Raw genomic sequence first — 20,871 nt, 5'->3', positions numbered from 1 at the left:
GCCGGACCTAAACTGACAAAGTGTTGGAGGCGCGGAAATGGCTGAAGGGACAGCAGAGGCACCGGAGGTCGGCCTCGTCCTCTACCGGGACTGCCAGACGGCCATGGTGCACGGGATTACCGATCTCTTCGCCGTGGCCACCTATTTTTCGCGGCAGCATGGCGGACCGTCGCTGCGCGTCAGCCACTGGTGCCTGAACGAGGATGGCAGTTTTTCCCGCGTCTACGACACCGATCCCGGACGGCCCGGCCAGCCCCGCATGCTGATCGTGCCGGGGCGTCTGACGGGACCTGCGGGCCTTGAGGAGGCGGCACCCTATGCCCGTTGGCTGCTCGATCGTCACGGGCAGGGCGTGACGCTTGCCGCCACCTGCGGGGGCACCTTCATCCTGGCGGCGACGGGCCTGCTGGCCGGGCGCGCGGCCACCACGCACTGGCAGTTTGCCGAGGATTTCCGCTGCCGGTTTCCCGAGGTGCAGATGGAGCCCGACCGCATGGTGATCGACGATGGCGACATCGTGACGGCCGGCGGGCTGATGGCCTGGACCGATCTCGGCATGCGCATCGTGGACCGCCTGCTCGGCCCGTCCGTGATGCTGGAAACCGGAAAATTCCTGCTGATCGACCCGACGGGACGCGAGCAGCGCCATTACGCTTCCTTCGTGCCGCGGCTGACCCATGGCGACGAAGCGATCCTGAAGGTGCAGCACTGGCTGCAGGAACGCGCCGTGCGCGCCATCAGCATTCGCGAGATTGCAAGCCAGGCGCGGCTGGAGGAGCGCACCTTCCTGCGCCGGTTCAAGGCGGCAACCGGCATGAAGCCGATCGAATATGTCCAGCATCTGCGCATCGGCAAGGCCCGCGAACTGCTGGAATTCACCCGCCGTTCGGTGGACCAGATCGCCTGGGAGGTGGGCTATGAGGACGCAGCCTCGTTCCGCCGCGTCTTCAACCGCATTCTCGGTCTGTCGCCCGGGGAATACCGCCAGAAATTCGCCGCGTTCGCGGCGGCCTGACGGGCGGGGCGACGGTGCCTCGTCCGCCTCAGGCGGCTCTCGCGCCCGGTGCGGCGGCGGGGTCGAGGATCCAGGTCACGTCGCCATGGATCGATAGCGCGGAGGCCGGGCAGGCGGGATCGAAGCGGCCGGCAAGCGCCTCTGCGACGGCCGCCTGCTTGGCCGCGCCGGTGGCAAGAACCACGATGGAACGGGCCGACAGGATGGTGGCGATCCCCATGGTGATGGCCGTTTCCGGCACGCGGGCATCGGCAAAGAAGGTTCTGTTGGCGGCCAGCGTTTCGGCATGCAGCTGCACCTGGCGGGTGCGGCTGTCGAGGCGCGATCCCGGCTCGTTGAAGCCGATATGGCCGTTGCGGCCGATGCCGAGCAGTTGCAGGTCGATGCCGCCGGCATCCGCAATCTGCCGCTCGTAATCTGCGGCCGCCTTGCCGGGATCGCTCGCCATGCCGTCCGGCACGTGGGTGCGGGAGATGTCGATATCGACATGGTCGAACAGCAGCCGGTTCATGGTGGAGCGGTAGCTGCCGGGATGATCGGGGGAAAGCCCCGCATATTCATCGAGATTGAAGCTCGCGGCGCGGGCAAAGCTGACGCGGCCGGCGCGGTGCGCGGCAATCAGCGCCTGGTAGACCGGCTCCATGGTGGCGCCGGTGGCAAGGCCCAGCACGGCCGCGGGCTTTTCCTGCAGAAGCGTGATGATGCGCTCGGCGACGGCATCGGCCGCCTCCTTCGCATTGGCAAGGATCAGGGGCGTCATGGCGGATTTCCGGAACAGGGACGTGGGGCGCGACTGCCCGCCCGCTGCCGATCCGGCGCGGGCAGGCCGGTGAGGCCGGCAGATCAGGCAGCGTTGGCGATGCGGCTGCCATCGGCACGGCGCTTGGGGAAGGAATTTTCCGTCTTCGCATCGAAGACATGGAAACGGTCCGGCTGGATGCCGAAGTCCAGCACGTCGCCTTCGGCGGCCGGCACGTGATCCGGCAGGTGCAGCACGGTGTCGGTCTCGTTGCCCTCCACCTTGCCGAACATGTAGGTCTCGGTGCCGACGCTTTCGGTATAGGTGACCTGGAAGCGGACGCGATGATAACTGCCCGGCTGGCCCTTCAGCATGTGGAAGTGGTTGGGGCGCACGCCGAGGATCACCTTGTCGCCGATCTTGGCGGCCGAGCCATCCACGGGAGCCTCCACGCGGCCGAAGCCCGGTACCTCGACGCAGACCTGTTCTGCGCCGACGGCGGCGAGCGTGCCGTCGTAGAAATTCATCTGCGGCGAGCCGATGAAGCCGGCGACGAACTTGTTGACGGGGAATTCGAAGAGATCGAGCGGCGCGCCGAACTGTTCCAGCACGCCGGCATTCAGCACCGCGATGCGGTCGGCCATGGTCATGGCCTCGATCTGGTCATGCGTCACATAGATCATGGTGGCGCCGAGGCGCTTGTGCAGGCGGCTGATCTCGCCACGGGTCTGCACGCGCAGCGCCGCATCGAGGTTCGACAGCGGCTCGTCGAACAGGAAGACCCTGGGATCGCGCACGATGGCGCGGCCGATGGCGACACGCTGGCGCTGGCCGCCGGAAAGTTGCTTCGGGCGACGCTCAAGCAGCGGCTCGATGGCCAGCATGCGGGCAGCTTCCGTGATGCGGCGGTCGATTTCCGCCTTGCCCATCTTCAGGTTTTCAAGCCCGAAGGACAGGTTCTGCCGCACCGTCATGTGCGGATAAAGCGCGTAGGACTGGAAGACCATGGCAATGCCGCGATCGCCGGGGGGAAGGGCGGTCACATCCTCCTCGCCGATCATCACGCTGCCGGCGGTGGTCTCCTCGAGGCCGGCAATGATGCGCAGCATGGTGGACTTGCCGCAGCCGGACGGGCCGACCAGCACGACGAACTCGCCATCCTTCACGGCAAGATCGACGCCATGGATGACCGGATGCGTGCCGTAGCGCTTCACCACGCCGTTCAGTGTGAGACCTGCCATTGCGAACCCCTTGTACCTGTCCTTCTCAGCGCACCGCCGCACCTTTTCCTCATGCGGGCGGAGCGCGGGCACTTTGCGGCTTTTGCCATAGTTCGTCAAGGTGCCGAACATAATTTCCGCCGCCGCCGCGAAGGCCTCTGCTGGCGTACTGCCGTTTTACGCCGGCGGATGTTGCAGCGCAATAGTTCGTCACCTGCCCGAACCCTATGCAGGGCGCGCGGCTTTGTGTAGGAACGACGGGGTGGAAGCCTGCAACCGATTCACCCTTCGAGCGCATTGATGACCCTACGCCAGAGCCCGCCGCCCGTTCTTCGCCAGATCTCCGTCCGCGCCGCCATGGACGTGCTGCTGCAGGAAGGCCCGACCTCGCGGGCGACGCTGGCCAAGAAGACCGGCCTTTCCAAGCAGACCATGTCGGAGGTGATCCGCGCGCTGGAGGAATCCGGCTGGGTGCGCGTCAACGGCATTGTCAGCGGCAAGGTGGGGCGCAGCGCCGTCACCTATGAGGTGGCGGAAGACAGCGGCTATGCGGTCGGCGTCGATCTCGGCGCAACGACGATCCGCATTGCCGTCGTGTCGATTTCCGGCAGCATCGTGCATGAAAGCGAACATCCGACGGGCGGGCGCGCCGGCGAGGCGCTGATCGGCCACATGCATGATCTCGTGGAAAAGTCCCTGCACCGGGCCGGCATCGCCTTCGAAAAGGTGCTGCTCGGCGCGGTGGCCACACCCGGCGTGGTCGATCCGGCCTCCGGGCATCTGGCGCTTGCGCCCAACATGGCCGAGACGGGCAGCCTCGATGTGGTGCGAAGGCTCGGCGAGGCGCTGGGCTGCGAAGTGGTGATCGAAAACGACGTGAATGCCGCAGTGCTTGGCGAATCCTGGAAGGGCTGCGCCGCCGGGCTCGAAACCGCCGCCTTCATCGCGCTCGGCACCGGCATCGGTCTTGGCATGCTGGTCAATGGCAAGCTGGTGAAGGGCGCGCGCGGGGCGGCCGGCGAAATCTCCTACCTGCCCTTCGGCGCCGATCCCTATCGCGAGGACAGTCTGGAGCGCGGCGCGCTGGAAAGCGCCATCGGCGCGCAGGGCATCGTCGCCCGCTACCGCGCCGCCGGCGGCGGAGAGGCCGATACCCGGCAGATTCTGGAGGCAGCCGAAGCCGGCGAGGAGCCGGCGCTGTCGGTCATCCGGGAGACGGCGCGGCTGGCCGCCCTTCTCATCGTCTCGGTCGATGCGATGATCGATCCGGAAAAGATCGTGCTCGGCGGCAATGTCGGCCGCCATCCGCTGCTTCTGTCGCTGATCCGCACCGAACTGCCAAGGCTGACCCGCCGCACGATCGGTCTGGAGCCGAGCGCGCTCGGCCCCCGCGCCACCCTGATCGGCGCCATCGCAATCGCACTCAACCAGCTGCACAACGCGCTGTTTTCACCGCAGGAACTGCCGAGCGAAATGCGCCTGCCGCAGGCCAGGGATTGAGCAAGGGTATTCGCGCCATCAGGTGCTGGCGCCTGCCTTCTCTCGTCAAGTCACGATGGCAATCGGATGGTATCCCAACGTCCTTCGCCCATTCTCCGGAAGAGGCGGAGGCTGGCCTTCATCCTCACGTCCGCCAGCAGGCCACGTCATGGGCCTTCAGCACCGGCTCGCCGATCAACAGCCGGTCGGCGGCAACCGGCAGTGCAAAACTGTCGGGACCGTAGTTGAAGGCGAAGGTGAGGGGGCCGCGGCGGCGCAGGCGGACGTGCTCCGGCAGGTCGAGAACCGTCAGGCCCGCGCTTTCCAGCAGATGGCGCGCGATGGATTCCAGCAGGTCCGCCTCCGGCCAGCCGGCGAGATAGTGGAGGCGGCCGGCAGCGACGAGGGCGGGAGAACCGTCGGCGAAGCGGGCAAGCGCGTCGAGATCGGTTTCGAGCACTTCCCGCCAGCGGGTGACGGTGCCGGACACGGTGCCGGAGATGGCGGCGGCAAGGCCGGGCCGCACGCTCTCCACCTCCGCCACCTTCAGCGGCAGGAGCCTTTGCAGCAGCGGGCCGGGCGGCAGGCTTTCCGGAATGGCGAAAGTCTCGTCCTTCGAGCCGGTGCGCGGCCCGAACAGGATCAGCGCGTCGGTCTCCTCGAAGGCCTTCAGCGCCGCTTCGGAGAGGATCGGCAGCGTCGGCACCAGCACGATCCTGTAGCCGGCAAGCGGGGCGCCGGGCTCCACCACGTCGACATCGATCCCCAGCCGGCGGAAGGCCTCGTACCAGCGCAATTTCAGGATGCGGTAATCGAAATCCTTGCCCTGCGGCTGGAACTGCGTGACCCAGGCCGCCTTGTAATCGAAGACAAGCGCCACGGGCGCCTGCGTGGTGGCCGGCAGATCGCCCAGACGGGAGAGTTCCGCGGCGACGTGGCTCGCTTCGATGCCGCCCGGCGACGGCGCATGGTCCGGGCGCAGCAGGCCGGCATGCATCTGCTCCTGCGCCTTGCGATACTGCCGCCAGCGGAAATAGACGACGGCTTCGGCGCCATGCGCCAGCGCTTCCCAGGTCCAAAGCCGCACCATGCCGCGCTCGGGCACGGCGTTCCAGTTCGCCCAGTTCACCGGGCCGGGCTGCTGTTCCATGATCCAGAAGCGGCCATTGCCGACGGCGCGGTAGAGATCGTGCTGCAGGGCCGAAACATCCGGATGGCCGGTGCGTGCCCAGCGATTGCGTTCGTCTTCCGTCAGCGGCAGGCTTTCGATCCGGCCGAGCGGATAGGAATCCCAGCTTGCCACGTCCATCTGCCGGCCCATCTCGAAATGGTCGAAGGTATGGGAGAAGCCCATGAAGTTGTGGGTGACGAAGCGGCCCGGCGCATGGGCGCGAATGATCTCTGCCTGCAGGGAAAAATAGTCCACGAAGAGATCGGAGCGGCAGCGCATGAAGTCGAGCTGCACCGACGGGTTGATGTCGCAGACCTGGCGGGCGGGCAGTTCCACCTCGGAAAAATCGCTGACGGCCATCGACCAGAAATCATTGCCCCAGGCCGCATTGAGGGCGTCCACGGTCTTGTAGCGTGCCTTCAGCCAGTTCTGGAAATGCGCACGGTCGAGCGACCCCCAGGAAAAGATCGTGTCATCGCAGCCGAATTCGTTGTCCACCTGCCAGCCGATGACGGAGGGATGGTTGCCGTAGCGTTCCACCATGGCGGTGACGATCCGGCGTGTCGCTTCGATGAAGGCCGGGCTTGCCGGCGTATAGTGGCGGCGCGAACCGAACAGGCGCGGCAGCCCGTTGCGATCGACCGGCAGGATTTCGGAATGGAGATCCACCAGCCAGCGGGGCGGCGCGGCGGTCGGGGTGCCCAGCACCAGCTTCAGGCCCTGCGCGGCAAGGGTCTCGATGGCGCGGTCGAGCCAGGCCCAGTCGAACACGCCCGGCGCCTGTTCCAGCCGCGCCCAGGCGAATTCGGCAATCCGCACCACGTCTATGCCGGTCCCGGCCATGCGGGCGGCGTCTTCGGCCCAGATCTCTTCCGGCCAGTGTTCGGGGTAATAGCAGACGCCAAGCATGTCACACATCCATCTGGGGCAGGAAAGGGCCGGAAAGAGAAAGGGAGCGGCGCCGGATGGTTGGGATCCGGCGCCGCCCGCTGGCAGATGTTCGTCAGCGCTATTCCTTGGTCGCGCCCGAAAGCAGGCCGTTCATGAAATAGCGTTGCAGGCTCACGAACAGCACCAGCGTCGGAATGACCGACAGCACCGACATGGCAAGCAGTCGCGGCCAGTTGATGTCCCACTGGCCGACATTGTTGGCGAGCGCCAGCTGTACCGTCCATTTCGACTGGTCGGTGATGATCAGGTACGGCCAGAGATAGTCGTTCCAGCGCCACACGAAGTTGAATGCGGCCAGCGCGGCAATGGCCGGGATCGACAGCGGCAGGATGATGCGGAACAGGATGCGCCATTCCGGCGTGCCGTCGATGCGGGCGGCCTCCAGCAGGCTGTCGGGAATGCTGCGGATATACTGGCGCATGATGAACACGCCGGACGGGGTGGCCGCCGGCGCGAGGATCACGCCCCACAGCGAGTTGAGCAGGCCGAGGTCCTTCAGCACGATGAAGATCGGGATCAGGATGATCTGCAGCGGGATCATCAGCGCCGACATGATCAGCATGAAGAAGAAGGTCTCGCCCTTGAAGCGGAACTTTGCCAGCGCATAGCCCGCCATCAGGCTGATCAGCACCGAGATCGTCGCCGAGATGGTGGAGACGAACAGCGAGTTCTGGAAGAACAGGCCGAAGCCGGACTGATCGAAGGCGGTGGCGAAGTTCACGAGCGTGGCCGGTGACGGCAGAAGCGTCGGCGGCCAGGCGAAGATGTCGTTCGGGGCCTTCAGGGCGCTCGCCAGCAGCCAGAGCGGCGGCAGCAGGAAGAGGATGAGCACCAGCGCGATCAGCGGGCCGCGAAAGGCCCAGTCGCGGGCGGCGCGGCTGGAGAGGAGGGCGGTGGTCATGCTTTCTCCTTGCTGATGCGAAGCTGGATGGCGGTCAGCACCAGCAGGATCAGGAACAGGACGGCCGATTGCGCGGCGGCGACACCGGCCTGGTTCGCCTTGGTGAAGGCGGTCTCGTAGATCGTCTGGATCAGGTAGACCGTGGAGCGGCCTGGGCCGCCGCCGGTCAGCGACACGACGAGTTCATAGACCTTGAAGGCCTCGACGGAGGAGAGGATGACGACCAGCGAGATGCTGGGCTTCAGAAGCGGCAGCGTGATGCGGGTGAAGATGCGCCAGGTGCTGGCGGCATCGACGCGGGCAGCCTCGTAGAGATCCTCGGAAATGGTGGTCAGACCGGCAATGAAGATCATCATGTAGAAGCCGGCGCTGGCCCAGACCCAGACGATGACGACGGCGATCTGCGCCATGGTGCCGTTGTCGAGCCACGGAACCGGTGCCACGTCGATCAGCGAGAGCAGATAGTTCATCAGGCCGGAATTGAGGCCGAACAGCCATTTCCACACCACGCCGGTAATCAGCAGGCTGATCATCGAGGGGAAGAAGACGATGGCGCGCACGGCGCCGACGCCGAAGAAGCGGTTCTTCAGAAGGATGGCAAGCCCGAGCGACACGGCGGTGACGGCCGGAACCGCGATCACCACGAAGCCGACGGTCTTTGCCAGCGTGTTGAAGAATTCGGGATCGTTGAACAGGCGGATATAGTTGTCGATGCCGACGAATTTCGGCCAGGTGGCCGGCGCCCGCTCCACGACGACGATGCCGCGCTTGAAGAAGGACATCCACAGGCCCTGGACCAGCGGATAGAGCGTGAAGATCGCCAGCAGGCCGACCGTCGGCGTCAGCAGCAGATAGGGAAACAGCCGCTTCGTCCAGGGCGTGTTGCCGGCAGCCTTGCCGGTGGACGCCGGGATTGCTCCCGGCGTCGCCTCGATGGTGGATTGGATGCTGCTCACTGTCCCGCTTCCGTCAAGGAGTCCTGTGCCGTCTTGATGATCTGGTCGATCGCCTGGCTGCTGGTGATCTGGCCGGTGGTGGCCTGGAACAGCGTCTGGCGCATCGGACCCCAGACATACTGCATGGCCGGGTTCGCCTGGTCGGTGGCGGCGTAGTTGGGGCTGGCGGCCAGCTCTTCCTTGAAGGCCTGCAGCGCGGCGGATGCCTTGGCGTTGCCGTAGTCGATCGGCGGCACCTTCAGGTTGGCCGGAATGTACATCAGCGGCTTGGTGTAAAGCTCCTGCGCCTTCGGATCGGTGGTCAGCCACTTGATGAAGGCATTGGCCTCATCGACATGCTCGCTGGTGTTGAAGCCGATCACGTAATCGCCGCCGACCATGCTGGACTTGACGGTGCCATAGGGGGTGGGGCCTGCCTGCCAGTCGAAGCTCGCATTCTGTGCAAGACCGCCGGCCTGCCAGTTGCCGGACATCCAGGCAACCGCCTGGCCGCTGGTGAACAGCTGCTTCGGATTGTCGGAGCTGGAACCGGACCACAGGCCCGGCGGCATGTGCGTCTTGGTCATGCCGATGAACTTGTCGAGGACGGCGGTGGCCTTGTCATGGTCGAAGACGACCTTGTAGGGCTCTTCTTCCGAGTAGATGTGGTTGCCGTACTGGAATTCCATGGTCAGCCAGCGGCTCTGGGACACGTCCCAGACAAGCGGATAGCGCACGCCGGCCTTTTCCGCCACTTCCTTGGTCTTGGCCAGGAACTCGTCCCAGGTCCAGGAAGTCTTGATGTCGGGAATGGCAATGCCGGCCTTTTCGAAGGCGGACTTGTTGATCAGCATGCCGGTCGCCGTCACCTGCAGGGGCGCTGCGATGATCTGGTCGCCGAGCTTGGCGCCGGCAGCCCAGCCGGGCACGAAGTCGTTCAGGTAGTCCTTGCCGAAGACCGGCGCGAAATCCGTCAGGTACGGGCGGATGAACGGGCGCATCGAGGAGGTCTTCGACAGATCCGGCAGCGTGCCTGCGGCGGCAAGCTGGGCGAAGCGGTTGTCGATGTCGTCATAGGGAACGATCTGCAGGTTGAAGGTCGTTTCCGGGTGCAGCTTGGTATAGGCGGCGAGCACATCCTTGATCGCCTGCTCCTCGGCATCCGTGCCGAGATACCACATGATCTTCAGCTCGGCGGCATGCGCGGGCGCGCCGGCGAGCAGGCCGGCTGCGATGAGCGAGCCGTACACAAACCTTTTCATTTCGGTCTTCCTTCTCTGGAGTTGGCATTTCTTGTCGTTCGCGGCCTGTCCTGGGAGGAGTGCAGGCGTTTTCCATCGGGCGCCAGCGGCCCGGGAAACGGGGGTGCCGCAAGGGCCAGGGGCCGGCGGCGCAGCAAGCGCTGCGGCGAGGACGCGCGGGACGGCCGGGCAGGCGGCGGCAGGCTGTCGCAAAGCCTTCTGCGCGCGTGCCTCTGTCGGCCTCTCCATGCCTCTCTCCACGCTCTCGTCCTCGTCCGGCGGAACCTGCGCCTAATTTGTTCGGCAACTTGACGAAGTATGGATTCGGAGATCGGATCTTGTCAAGGCCGCTGTGGGCCGGGCGGTACGCAGTCCCTGCGATAAGGACGGCCGGAGGCGCGGAGCGGGAAGGGCCAGGGGAGGGGCAAGGCGAGGGCCAAGGGGAGGGCCAGGGAGGGCCAGCTGATCGTCAGGGGAGGCGGACGCGGAGCGGCCAGGCGGCGGAACGCCGAAAGCGGTGCCGCAATCGCGACCGGTTTCAGAAGGCACGGTGCGTCGGCTCAGGACGCCGGAGCGTCACGAAAGCAGGGCAGGCGGATTTCGGCGCGCGCCCCGCCGCCGGGGGCATCGAGCAATCGCAGGCTGCCGCCATGCGCTTCCGCCAGCGTGCGCGCCACCGCCAGGCCAAGCCCGGCGCCGCCGGTCTTGCGCGCCCTTGAGGTTTCCAGCCGCACGAAGGGTTCCAGCAACAGTTCGCGCTGGTCTGGCGCAATGCCGGGTCCTTCGTCATCGATGGTGACGGTCAGGTGGTCGGTATCGCGGGTCAGGGTCACATGCGCCGTTTTTCCGTAGCAAAGCGCATTGTCGATAAGATTGGCGAAGATGCGTCTGAGCGCCAGGCGGTCACCGATCACTGGCGCGGCCTGATCGCCGCCGGCCGGCGGCGGTGCCGGGGCGGGGTCGCCGTAGGCGCGGGAAAACGAAACGGGCGCGCCTGCGCCATGGCGGTCGGCCACCTCCTGTTCGAGAAGCTCGGCAAGATCGAGCAGTTCCTCGTCGAGCGCGCCGACGCCGGCGCGGCCGGACAGAAGCGCATTGTCGAGAAGCTCGATCATGTCGGTGATGTCGGCCACCGCCTTCTCCCGCACCGCCTCGTCGGGAATGTGCTCGAGCCGCAGCCGCAGCCGCGTGGCGAAGGTGCGCACATCGTGCTGGATGCCGCCGATCAGCGCAAGCCTTGCCCTCAGGATGGCATGAAGCCGGCCCTGCAGCCGCTCGAAGGCCGTGACCAGCGCCCGGGTTTCCGGCGCCGCCCCCTTGAGGACCGGCAGCGGCACCGGCGCTCCGGTCGGGTCGATGCGGTCGACCGCCTCCGCCAGCCGGATCAGCGGGCGCACCTCGCGATGCAGAAGCACCAGCGCCACCACGCCGAACAGCGTGCCGAGCAGGCCGGCGCCGAAGCCTGCCGGCAGGCCGAGGCCGTTGAAGATGACGGGCGAGCGCGTCTCGATCACCAGCACCCGGCCGGGCTGCAGCTGCAGGCGGAACTGCACCGGGTTGCGCGCCCCCATATAGGGCCTCAGCCAGCGCCGGCCGCGATCGGGCGCGAGCAGGCGCACGGACAGAAGCTGCTCGCCCAGCATCCGGCGATAGGCGCCATAGTCGTCGAGCCCTTCCAGGTCGGTTGTGTTCCGCGGCGGCGGCCCTTCCGGGGTCACGCGCAGTGTAAGATAGGGCGTGGCCAGCGCATCGATCAGAAGCGGCCAGTCCTCCTCCGCCTGCTGGCGGAACAGCATGGCGATCGACAGGATCTGCCCCGGCGCCGGATCGACGCTGGCGCGGCTGTAGCCGTTGGCGAGATAGTAGAAGCCGAGCAGGCACAGCCACAGGGCCAGCAGGCTGGCGCCGCCAATGGCCAGCAGCCGGCGGGACAGACCGAGCGAGGCCATCACGTCACCGGCCGCACCGGCGCCGTCAGCAGATAGCCGCCATTGCGCACGGTGCTGATCAGATGGCTGTCCGGGCTTGCCGTTTCCAGCTTGCGACGCAGCCGCGAGACCAGCAGATCCACGGTCCTGTCGAAGGGATCGGCGCTGCGGCCATGCGTCCAGTCGAGGATCTGGTCGCGCGAGAGCACGCGGCGCGGACGCAGCACGAAGCAGGAGAGGAGATCGAACTCGCCGCTGGTCAGCCCCAGCAGGCCGGCGCCCTCCACCTCCACCTGCCGCGCATCGAGATCGACGACGAAACGGTCGAAGGCATAGCGGCGGCTCGGCGGGCGCTGCGTGCGCAGCGAGGCGCGGCGCAGCAGCGCCCGCACCCTTGCCAGAAGCTCGCGCGGGCCGAACGGCTTGACGAGATAGTCGTCCGCCCCCAGTTCCAGGCCGACGACGCGGTCCGTCTCGTCGCTCTTGGCCGTCAGCATCAGCAGCGGCAGGGCCGGCTGGCTGGCGCTGAGGCGCCGGCACACGGACAGGCCGTCCTCGCCCGGCATCATCAGGTCGAGGATGACGAGATCCGGCAGGTGGCGGGCCATGAGCAGATCCATGGCGGCGGCGTCCTCGGCGGTCTCGACCGCGTAACCCTCGCGCCGCAGCAGGTCGCCCACGAGCTGCCGGATCTCGGCATCGTCATCGACGACAAGAATGGTCTGCGAGGTGCGCTCCATGCGCGGACGATGGACAAGCCGGCCCGCGAAATCAAGCGCCCGCGGCGCGCCGATACAAATTGCTACAGACCGGCGACAAATCCCTGCACTTCGCGACATGCGCGACAAAGCCCGGCGACATGCGGGCGGCATTCTTCGTCCTGCGCCGGAGCCTCACCCCCGTCTGCGGCGTGCAACCTCAGATGCACAAGGATTATCCCCATGTTCAAGACCGTTTCCGCCGGCGCCTTCGCCGCCCTTCTGGCGCTTGCCGCCGGCGGCCAGGCCCAGGCCTTCAGCCGGCAGGGCAGCGTTTCCGGCCCGCATGGCACCGCCAGCCTGCATGCCGAGGGAGGCTGCAGCGCCGGCACCTGCGCCCGCTCCATCACCCGCACCGGGCCGGACGGTGCCACCCTGTCGCGCAGCGGCACGGCAAGCTGCGCGGATGGCCATTGCACCGGCAGCCGCACCACCACCGGCCCGCGCGGCCATTCCGTCACCCGCAGCGGCAGCCTTCAGCGCTATTGAGGAAAGGCAAGCGACCGATGCACGGATATCGCCTTCTCACGGCCGGCCTGCTGGCCGGCGGACTGATCAGCGGACTTGCGGGCGGACTGGCCGGCGAGGCAGCCGCCCAGATGCAGATGACGCCCGCCATGCGCGCCAAGGCAAAGACCATCGCCCGCGATTGCCGCACGGATATCGAGACGCTGTGCGCCCGTGTCGAGCCCGGCGAGGGGCGCATCGCCGCCTGCCTGCGCGACAACCGCGACAAGGTCTCGACGGCCTGCGACACCGCGCTCTCAAGCCTGATGCAGCGATAGGAGGCCGCCATGAGGATGATGGACCGGATGCTTTTTGCTGTGATGCTTGCGGCCCTACCGGCCGCGGCCCAGCCGGCTGCGGCAGCGACGACCCTGCGAGCGGTTTCGCTGGCGAGCGTCAACCTGAGGGCCGGCCCCTCGACCGTCTATCCGGTCGTCACCGTCATCCCGGCGGGCGTGGCGATCAGCCTCCATGGCTGTCATGCCGGCTACAGCTGGTGCGATGTCGCCTTCGGCGTCCATCGCGGCTGGGTCTCGGCCAGCTATGTGCAGGTGGTCCATGCCGGGGTGCCGGTGGTGCTGACGCCGGCGCTGGCGCCGAGCCTCGGCATCGTGGTCGTGGCCTATGACCGGACCTATTGGGAGCGTCACTATGTGCGCTATCCCTGGTATGCGCCCTGGCCCTATCGCCCGCCCTATGGCCGGCCTCCCTATCCGCCGCATCACCCGCCGGGACATCCGCCGCTGCCGCCGGGCACCAGCATCGAGCGCACGCAGCGCTGCGCCGACGGGGCCTGCACGACCGAACGGGTGGTGACCGGCCCCGCCGGCCGGCAGGCGAGCCGCGAAAGAACCTGCAGCCGGCCGGACCGCTCCTGCTCGCTGACCCGCACCGGCCCGCGCGGCAACAGCCACAGCCGCATCATCGAGCGCTGATGATCCCCTTTCCCTTCAACGAGGAGTTTTCGCATGGCATTTGCTTCCAGCCGGCCCTTTGTCCTGGCCACCCTTGTTCTGCTGTTCGCCACGACAACCGCCGGCGCCGGCGACAGCGGCTTCTATCTCGGCGCATCCGGCGCGCTGACCGGTGCCCGCACGGATTTTTCGCATGCCGGCGGCACCGACCAGGCGGAATACGACCTCGGTGCCGGTTTCTCGGGCTTTGCCGGTTACCGCTTCGAGAGCGGCCTGCGCACCGAGCTGGAGGTCGGCACGCGCCGCAACGACATTTCCAATATCGACACCTCGATCGCCGAAGCCGATGGCGGCAAGACGCGCGCCGAGACCGCCTTCATCAACGTGATCTACGATTTCGACAACAGCAGCCGCTTCACGCCCTATCTCGGCGGGGGCATCGGCGTTGCCCATGTCAGCCATGATCTCGTGCAGCGGGTGGCGGGCGATACGGTGCATGACGACGACACCATGCTTGCCGGCCAGGCGATTGCCGGCGTCCTGATGAAGATCGACGAGCGCTGGGATGCCTTTGCCGATTATCGCCATGTCTGGTCGGCCGACCAGTCGAGCGTCAATTCGGGCGGGGTTGCGGTGGAGGGCAGCTACAGCTCGCAGTCGGTCAATCTCGGCCTCAGGCGTCGCTTCTGACCCTTCCTCCGGCCGTCCGGCGGCGATGCGGCGCCGATGCCGCAAGCCTGCCGCAATTCTCGCATGGCTGTCTCTCTCTGCTGCGTCTGGCGCCTCCGCGATTGACTCAAGGGGCAGGCGGGATGCTATGGCGCAGGGCAGACGGGTTTGAACGGGCCGCAGGGTGCGGCCCGACGAGAAGGGAGCCGCCTTGCAGGGCGACATGGGTTTCGACAACAGCGGTGCGCCGGCCTCCGGGGGGATGTCGGCTGCCGAAAGGCGCGGGTCATGGCGCATAACAATGACAATGATGGTGGTGGTTGCTCTGGCGCTTGGCGCCTGCGGCCATCGCCCGGATGCGATGGTGCCGGTCGCCTTCGATCCGCCACCGGAAAAACGGGTGGACATGCTGGTGGCGACCACGCGTGCACCGTCCGACGATCCGGCCGTGCGCTACAGCGGCGAGCGCGGCGAGAGCTTGCGGCTCGACAATGTGGTCGTCTCCATCCCGCCGGTGCACGGGCGCGAGGTGGGCGCCATCGAACTGCCGCCCGAAAGGGGCAAGCCCGATCCGCAGAAATCCTTCGTGGTGACGCGGGTGCAGACGGTCGATGGCCCCGGCGCGCAGGCCTGGTTCAAGCGCACCGGCAACCGCTCGCGCCGCGTGCTGGTTTTCGTGCACGGCTTCAACAACAACTATACGGAAGCGGTGTTCCGCTTTGCGCAGATCGCCCATGACATCCGGGTGGATGCCGCGCCGGTGCTGTTCACCTGGCCCTCGCGCGCCAATGCGCTGGACTATGTCTATGACCGGGAAAGCACGATCTATTCGCGCTTCGGCCTGGTCGAGGGGCTGGAGAAGATCACCGCCTCGCCGGATGTCGCCGACGTGACCATCCTCGCCCATTCGATGGGCTCCTGGCTCACCATGGAGGCGCTGCGCGAACTGGCGATCCGCCACGGCCGCGTGTCGCCGAAGATCCACAACGTCGTGCTGGCCTCGCCGGACATCGATATCGACGTGTTCCGCCGGCAGGTGCTGGAACTGGGCGACAAGCATCCGCACATCACCATCTATTCCTCGCGCAAGGACAAGGCCTTGAAGATCTCCACCTTCATTGCCGGCGATGTGGAGCGGCTGGGCGGCGCGGATCTCAGGCCCTACGAGACGATCATGGCCGAGCATGGCATCTCCTTCATCGATGCGACGGATGCCAAGCAGCTCGACCCGCTCGGCCACAATGCCTTTGCCGAATCCTCCGAGATGCTGCAATCGCTGACGGCACGGCTTTCCGAGCAGAACCTGGAGACAGCGCCTGCCATCGGCCGCACGCTGATCGGCCGCGCGACGCTTGCACCGGTGCGCGCCATCTCCGCCATCGCCAACGCACCTCCCTGAGGCGGCGCAGGCCCGCTTGGGCGACGGATGAACGAAGGCGCCGGATCGCAAGAAACGATCCGGCGCCTTTGTTTTGCGGATGCGGCGGCGCGGGACATCCACGCTTCCGTGGGAGGAAGGCTTGTGTAAGCTTCACAAAACCTTTGCATAGGGGTCAACAAACTGTCTTGCAGCGGCCTTACATCGGCATTATGCAATTTAACTTGCAGAGGAGAGAGATGACACGCAAATTGCATTCCGTGATTGCAGCCAGCGTTTTCGCCCTGTTTGCGACCGTCGGCACGGCCGAGGCCGCCACCACCGTCAAGTTCTGGCACACGTTCAGCAAGACCAATGGGGAGGCGCTGAACAAGATCATCGCAAGTTTCGAGGCCGCCCATCCCGATATCGATGTCGAGCCGGAATTTGTCGGCAATTACAATGATCTGGTTGCCAAGCTTCAGGCGGCCATTCCGGCCCGTCGCGCACCGGATGCCGTGATCCTCGAGATCACCCGCTACGGGCTGTTTGCCAACAACAACATCCTGACCGATCTGACGCCCTACGTCGATGCCGATCCGCTGAAGGATGATCTTTACGACTTCGCCCGCGAAATCGGCGTCATCAACGGCAAGAACTATGTCGTGCCGTTCAACTCCTCGACGCCGGTCCTTTATCTCAACAAGGATATCTTTGCCCGCGCCGGTCTTTCCGTCGATACGCCGCTGAAGACCTATGACGACATCCTCAAGGCGGCCAAGACGATCCAGGAAAAGCTGGGCGCAGAGGGCATTTCCGGAATAGGCGCGCCCGGCCAGTTCGCCCGCTGGGGCCTGGTCATGGCCAATGACAGCGAGCTGATTAATCCGAAGACCAACGAGATCCTGCTCGACAAACCGAACACCATCGAGGCCTATCAGTGGATGGGCTCGCTGGTTAACGAGTACAAGGTCGCCTCGCCCGATGGCGTGACCGACGAGGACAAGGGCAATGCCGCCTTCATGGCCGGCAAGGTCGGCATGGACATGGATTCGACCGGCAGCTATGGCGGCCGCAGGAAGGCGCTGGGCGACAATCTCGTCGTGCGGCCCATGCCCTGCAACAAGGTCTGCTCGGTTCCGATCGGCGGCGCCGGCATTGGCATCATGGCGTCTTCCCCGAAGGAGGTGCAGGATGCGGCCTACAAGTTCGTAAGCTACGCCGCCTCGCCCGAAGCAAACGCCGCCTGGTTTGCCGCAACCGGCTATCTGCCTATCAACAAGAAGAGTGCTGCCCTTCCTGTCGCCGTCAAGGCGCTGGAAAGCCAGCCGGGCATCGATGTGGCGATCAATTCGCTGCCATATGCCCATGGCCGCGCCCGTTCCACCTTCGTCACCTGGATGCGCACCAATGAATACAAGGTGTGGCAGTCGATTGCGCTGGGTCAGCGCAAGGCCGACGAGGCGCTGAAGGACTTTGCCGAACAGACGCGCAAGGAAAGCCAGCGCGCCGGAAACTGATCGCTTCAACCTTCAGGGGCGCCGGTCGGGCAAAGGTCCGACCGGTGCAGACAAACAATGCTCCGCAAGCTGACGCCCTACTTCTTCGTTGCGCCGCTGATGATCTTCATCGCGGTGTTCACCTATGTTCCGATCCTGACGAGCCTGAACCTCAGCCTGCGCCAGTGGAATTTCCTCACCCCCGACATGCCCTTCGTCGGGCTTCGCAATTACGAGGAACTGTTCGCCTCGGCAGACTTCTGGAATTCGCTGTGGGTGACCACCCTGTTTGCCGTTTTTTCCGTGCCGCTGAGGCTGGGGGCGGCCCTTGCCATCGCCAGCTGGCTGGTGCGCGAAACGCTGCCCGCCCGCCTGCTGCGCGGCGCGCTGTTTCTGCCCTCCGTCACATCGACCGTTTCGATCGCGGTGGTGTTTTCCTGGGTGTTTTCCACCGATTACGGCATGGTGAACGCGGTTCTCGCGACACTGGGGCTCGGCCGACCGCAATGGCTGCAGGATCCGCATCTGGCGCTCTGGGTGCTGATCCTCGTCAACACCTGGAAGCAGATCGGCTATGACATCGTCATCTATATTGCCGGCCTGCAGGCGATCCCGCAGGAGCTTTACGATGCCGCGGCCGTCGATGGCGGGAGGCGCTTCCACGTCTTTCGCCGCGTGACGATGCCGCTGGTGATGCCCACCACCTATTTCCTGCTGGTCATCTCGGTGATCGAGGCCTTCCAGGTCTTCACCATCGTCAACGTGATGACGCGGGGCGGTCCGGCCGGCGCCACCGACATGCTGGTCAACCTGCTCTACGAGATCGGTTTCGAACTGTTCGACATCGGCCGCGGCTCGGCGCTTGCCGTCATCCTCTTCGTTCTGCTCGTGGCGCTTGCCATTCTCAAATCGCGCATCATCGGCCGCAAGGTGCATTATGAAGCCTGAAAACCCCATCCTGACGATGCTCTCGCTGGCGGCCGGCCTGCTGTTCCTCGCGCCGGTTCTCTACTCGGTCTGGATGTCGTTCCAGACGGCCGATGCCTTCTATGCCGGCCGTGTCAGCTTCACGCTGGACAATTACGAGCGTGCCATCACCCAGTTCAGTTTCGCCCGCTACCTGATCAACAGCCTGATCGTCTCCGGCCTCGTCACCGTTCTCGGCATCACGGTGGCAACGCTTGCCGCCTTCGCCTTTGCCCGCTTCCGGTTTCCCGGCGGCGACCTGATGTTCGGCGCGACCGTTGCGACGCTCATGATCCCGAGCCATATCAGCCTCATCCCGAATTATCTGACTCTTGCGAAGGCAGGCCTGCTCGACACCTATGCGGGGCTGATCCTGCCGGCGATTTCCAACGGTTTCGCGGCCTTCTTCCTGCGGCAATATATTCGCGGCATCCCGAAGGCGCTGGACGAGGCGGCCTATATGGATGGCGCAACGCATCTGCAGGTGCTGTGGCGCATCATCGTGCCGCTCTCCAAGCCGGCGATCTCCTCCATGGCGCTCTACATCTTCATCACCGAGTGGAACAACTACATCTGGCCGCTCGTCGCGGTAGGCAAGCAGGATCTGTACACCCTGCAGATCGGCCTTGCGCGGCTCTACCGCATCAATCCGGGCGAGGGGCTGATTGACTGGCCGCTTGTCATGGCCGCCTCCACCATCACCATCCTGCCGGTGCTCGTCGGTTTCCTGGCTGTGGAGCGCCATCTCGTGCGCGGCATCACCATGGGTGCCGTGAAATGAACCTCTCAAAAGACGAAACGGGGAAGACCAGACTGATGACACGCATCGCATCCCATCGCGGCGGCACGCTCGAATATGGCGACAGCACGCCGCGCGGCTTTGCCGCCACCGCTGCCATGCCGCTGGAGGAAGTGGAATTCGACGTCCACCCGACAGCCGACGGCGCGATCGTCGTCCACCACGATCCGACGCTCGAAGGGACGACCGATTGCTGCGGCGCGATTGCGGGCCTCACGCTGGCCGAGGTGAAGGCCGCCACCATCCATTACAGCGCAGGCGGCCATCCGCTGACGCTTGAGGAACTCTGCAGCCTCTATGCCCCCTCCGGTGTCGATTTCCGCTGCGAAATCAAGCCGGGCGCCGATGGCCGGCCGTATGCGGATTTCGTGCCGAAGGTGATCGACCTGTTGGCCCGCCACGCCATGCTGGCGCGCACCACCTTTTCCTCCTTCCTGCTGGCCTCGCTGGACGAGCTTGCGGCAGCGACGGACCGGCCGCGGCTCTGGCTGGTCAGCCCGCCGGTGCTGAAGCAGGTTGGCGTCCAAGGCGTGATCGAACTGTGCAAGGCGCATGGCGTGCCGGAAATCGGCGTGCATGTCGACACCGCCGATGCAGAGGTCGCCGCTGCGGTGTGGACTGCCGGGCTCGATTTCGGCTGCTGGGCCGCCCACACGCCGGCGCAGATCGACAGGGCGCTGGCGCTCGGCGTCAAGGTGTTCACCACCGACCGGCCGACGCTGGCGATTGCGCGCCGCGATGCCTTTCGCCAGAAGGAGGCAGCGGCATGAGCGGCATTGCCCTTCGCAACATTCGCAAGGCCTATCCGGGCGGGCCGACTGTGCTGCACGATGTGTCGATGGAGTTCCATCCCGGCGAGTTCATCGTCATTGTCGGCCCCTCCGGCTGCGGCAAGTCCACGCTGCTGCGGCTGATCGCCGGGCTGGAGCGTGCCGATGCGGGCGAGATCGAGATTGCCGGCATTCGCGCCAATGATCTGGCGCCGCAGGATCGCGACATCGCGATGATCTTCCAGAACTATGCGCTCTATCCCCATATGAGCGTGCGCGAAAACATCGCCTTCGGGCTGGAACTGCGCGGCATGCCGAAGGCCGAACGCAACCGGCGGGCCGAGGAAGTGGCGCGCATGCTGCAGCTGGAACCCTATCTGGAGCGCAAGCCTGGCGCGCTGTCCGGCGGCCAGCGCCAGCGCGTCGCCATGGGCCGTGCCATGGCCCGCAACACCTCCACCTTCCTGATGGACGAGCCGCTGTCGAACCTCGACAACGCGCTCAGGGTGGCGATGCGCACCGAGATCAAGGATCTGCACCGCCAGCTCGGCGCCACCATCGTCTATGTCACGCATGACCAGACGGAGGCCCTGTCGCTGGCCGACCGGGTGGCTGTCATGAAGGATGGCCACCTGCAGCAGTTCGACCGGCCGGAGGTGATCTACGACCGCCCCGCCAACCGCTTTGTCGCCGGCTTTCTCGGCGTGCCGCCGATCAATTTCGTCGCCGCAGACAAGCTGCCGGGCTGGCAGGGCATGCAGGGGCTGACGGCGGGCCTGCGTCCGGATATCCTGACCGTGCATGCGCAGGCGCCGAAGGGCCCATCGCTGCCGGTGCGCCTGGTGATGTCGGAGATGACGGGCTCGGATCTGTTGCTGCATTGTGACAGTCCGGCCGGTCGCCTGACGGCAATCGCCCCGCGTCGCGACCTGCAGGGCGGGACAGAGAGCCTGTGGATATCCTACGATCTTGACCGGGCACTGTTTTTCGATAACCAGAACGGAGAGCGGGTAGAGCTCACGCGCTGAGCGCAGGCAACCGAAGACGGAAGA

20 protein-coding genes are annotated in these 20,871 nt (G+C 65.9%); 12 read left to right on the top strand and 8 right to left on the bottom strand.

The features are described 5' to 3' along the window. Positions 1 to 37 precede the first annotated feature (37 nt). Positions 38 to 1,015, top strand: coding sequence for a GlxA family transcriptional regulator (locus KLP42_RS20665; RefSeq protein WP_215568885.1), 978 nt, complete (start codon positions 38 to 40; stop codon positions 1,013 to 1,015). Between the two features lie 28 nt (positions 1,016 to 1,043). Here KLP42_RS20665 and nagB read toward each other — a convergent pair whose 3' ends face one another. Both nagB and KLP42_RS20655 read right to left on the bottom strand, forming a co-directional pair. Then, a complete protein-coding gene (gene nagB / locus KLP42_RS20660) occupies positions 1,044 to 1,775 on the bottom strand; it encodes a glucosamine-6-phosphate deaminase (RefSeq protein WP_215568883.1) in 732 nt (243 codons plus the stop codon). A gap of 83 nt (positions 1,776 to 1,858) precedes the next feature. After that, a complete protein-coding gene (locus KLP42_RS20655) occupies positions 1,859 to 2,995 on the bottom strand; it encodes an ABC transporter ATP-binding protein (RefSeq protein WP_215568881.1) in 1,137 nt (378 codons plus the stop codon). 279 nt (positions 2,996 to 3,274) lie between these two features. Here KLP42_RS20655 and KLP42_RS20650 point away from each other — a divergent pair, with 279 nt between their 5' ends. After that, positions 3,275 to 4,474 (top strand): ROK family protein, encoded by a 1,200-nt coding sequence (locus KLP42_RS20650; RefSeq protein ID WP_215568879.1) that lies wholly within the window; start codon positions 3,275 to 3,277, stop codon positions 4,472 to 4,474. A gap of 124 nt (positions 4,475 to 4,598) precedes the next feature. Here the strand turns inward: KLP42_RS20650 and KLP42_RS20645 are convergent, their stop codons facing one another. From KLP42_RS20645 to KLP42_RS20620, 6 genes are all read right to left on the bottom strand, one after another. Further along, positions 4,599 to 6,533, bottom strand: coding sequence for a beta-galactosidase (locus KLP42_RS20645; protein WP_215568877.1), 1,935 nt, complete (start codon positions 6,531 to 6,533; stop codon positions 4,599 to 4,601). A gap of 100 nt (positions 6,534 to 6,633) precedes the next feature. Further along, a complete protein-coding gene (locus KLP42_RS20640; protein ID WP_215568874.1) occupies positions 6,634 to 7,476 on the bottom strand; it encodes a carbohydrate ABC transporter permease in 843 nt (280 codons plus the stop codon). Next, positions 7,473 to 8,432 (bottom strand): carbohydrate ABC transporter permease, encoded by a 960-nt coding sequence (locus KLP42_RS20635; protein ID WP_353844901.1) that lies wholly within the window; start codon positions 8,430 to 8,432, stop codon positions 7,473 to 7,475. The genes KLP42_RS20640 and KLP42_RS20635 overlap by 4 nt, the downstream gene beginning before the upstream one ends. Then, positions 8,429 to 9,673 (bottom strand): ABC transporter substrate-binding protein, encoded by a 1,245-nt coding sequence (locus KLP42_RS20630; RefSeq protein WP_215568872.1) that lies wholly within the window; start codon positions 9,671 to 9,673, stop codon positions 8,429 to 8,431. The genes KLP42_RS20635 and KLP42_RS20630 overlap by 4 nt, the downstream gene beginning before the upstream one ends. Before the next feature lie 539 nt (positions 9,674 to 10,212). Then, positions 10,213 to 11,601 (bottom strand): sensor histidine kinase, encoded by a 1,389-nt coding sequence (locus tag KLP42_RS20625; protein WP_215568870.1) that lies wholly within the window; start codon positions 11,599 to 11,601, stop codon positions 10,213 to 10,215. Next, entirely contained in the window at positions 11,601 to 12,320 is a 720-nt protein-coding gene (locus KLP42_RS20620) for a response regulator (protein WP_215568868.1), read from the bottom strand. Before KLP42_RS20620 ends, KLP42_RS20625 begins: the two co-directional genes overlap by 1 nt. Positions 12,321 to 12,521: 201 nt before the next feature. Here KLP42_RS20620 and KLP42_RS20615 point away from each other — a divergent pair, with 201 nt between their 5' ends. The 10 genes from KLP42_RS20615 (at position 12,522) to KLP42_RS20570 (ending at position 20,847) form a co-directional block, all read left to right on the top strand. Then, the gene (locus KLP42_RS20615; protein WP_215568866.1) at positions 12,522 to 12,827 is read left to right on the top strand and encodes a hypothetical protein; all 306 of its coding nucleotides are present in this window, start codon (positions 12,522 to 12,524) and stop codon (positions 12,825 to 12,827) included. Between the two features lie 17 nt (positions 12,828 to 12,844). After that, on the top strand, positions 12,845 to 13,123 hold the full coding sequence (locus KLP42_RS20610; protein WP_215568864.1) for a cysteine rich repeat-containing protein: 279 nt from the start codon (positions 12,845 to 12,847) through the stop codon (positions 13,121 to 13,123). A gap of 9 nt (positions 13,124 to 13,132) precedes the next feature. Continuing rightward, the gene (locus tag KLP42_RS20605; protein ID WP_252193127.1) at positions 13,133 to 13,780 is read left to right on the top strand and encodes an SH3 domain-containing protein; all 648 of its coding nucleotides are present in this window, start codon (positions 13,133 to 13,135) and stop codon (positions 13,778 to 13,780) included. A 33-nt stretch (positions 13,781 to 13,813) separates the two neighbouring features. Further along, a complete protein-coding gene (locus KLP42_RS20600) occupies positions 13,814 to 14,449 on the top strand; it encodes an outer membrane protein (protein WP_215568862.1) in 636 nt (211 codons plus the stop codon). Between the two features lie 280 nt (positions 14,450 to 14,729). Further along, positions 14,730 to 15,827 carry an alpha/beta hydrolase gene (locus tag KLP42_RS20595; RefSeq protein WP_215568860.1) on the top strand — a complete coding sequence of 366 codons (1,098 nt, stop codon included), beginning with the start codon at positions 14,730 to 14,732 and terminating at the stop codon, positions 15,825 to 15,827. 218 nt (positions 15,828 to 16,045) lie between these two features. After that, positions 16,046 to 17,305, top strand: coding sequence for an ABC transporter substrate-binding protein (locus tag KLP42_RS20590; protein WP_215568858.1), 1,260 nt, complete (start codon positions 16,046 to 16,048; stop codon positions 17,303 to 17,305). Between the two features lie 57 nt (positions 17,306 to 17,362). Beyond that, positions 17,363 to 18,232 (top strand): carbohydrate ABC transporter permease, encoded by an 870-nt coding sequence (locus KLP42_RS20585; RefSeq protein ID WP_215568856.1) that lies wholly within the window; start codon positions 17,363 to 17,365, stop codon positions 18,230 to 18,232. Continuing rightward, the gene (locus tag KLP42_RS20580; protein WP_215568854.1) at positions 18,222 to 19,031 is read left to right on the top strand and encodes a carbohydrate ABC transporter permease; all 810 of its coding nucleotides are present in this window, start codon (positions 18,222 to 18,224) and stop codon (positions 19,029 to 19,031) included. Before KLP42_RS20585 ends, KLP42_RS20580 begins: the two co-directional genes overlap by 11 nt. A 35-nt stretch (positions 19,032 to 19,066) precedes the next feature. Continuing rightward, positions 19,067 to 19,819 carry a glycerophosphodiester phosphodiesterase family protein gene (locus KLP42_RS20575; RefSeq protein ID WP_215568852.1) on the top strand — a complete coding sequence of 251 codons (753 nt, stop codon included), beginning with the start codon at positions 19,067 to 19,069 and terminating at the stop codon, positions 19,817 to 19,819. Beyond that, positions 19,816 to 20,847 (top strand): ABC transporter ATP-binding protein, encoded by a 1,032-nt coding sequence (locus KLP42_RS20570; protein WP_215568850.1) that lies wholly within the window; start codon positions 19,816 to 19,818, stop codon positions 20,845 to 20,847. The genes KLP42_RS20575 and KLP42_RS20570 overlap by 4 nt, the downstream gene beginning before the upstream one ends. Positions 20,848 to 20,871 lie beyond the last annotated feature (24 nt).

Source organism: Rhizobium sp. CSW-27, assembly GCF_018760785.1.
In the GTDB taxonomy this organism is placed as follows: Bacteria; Pseudomonadota; Alphaproteobacteria; order Rhizobiales; family Rhizobiaceae; genus Neorhizobium.
Note: the sequence above shows the minus strand (reverse complement) of the source record. Positions and strands in the feature narration are given on the sequence as shown.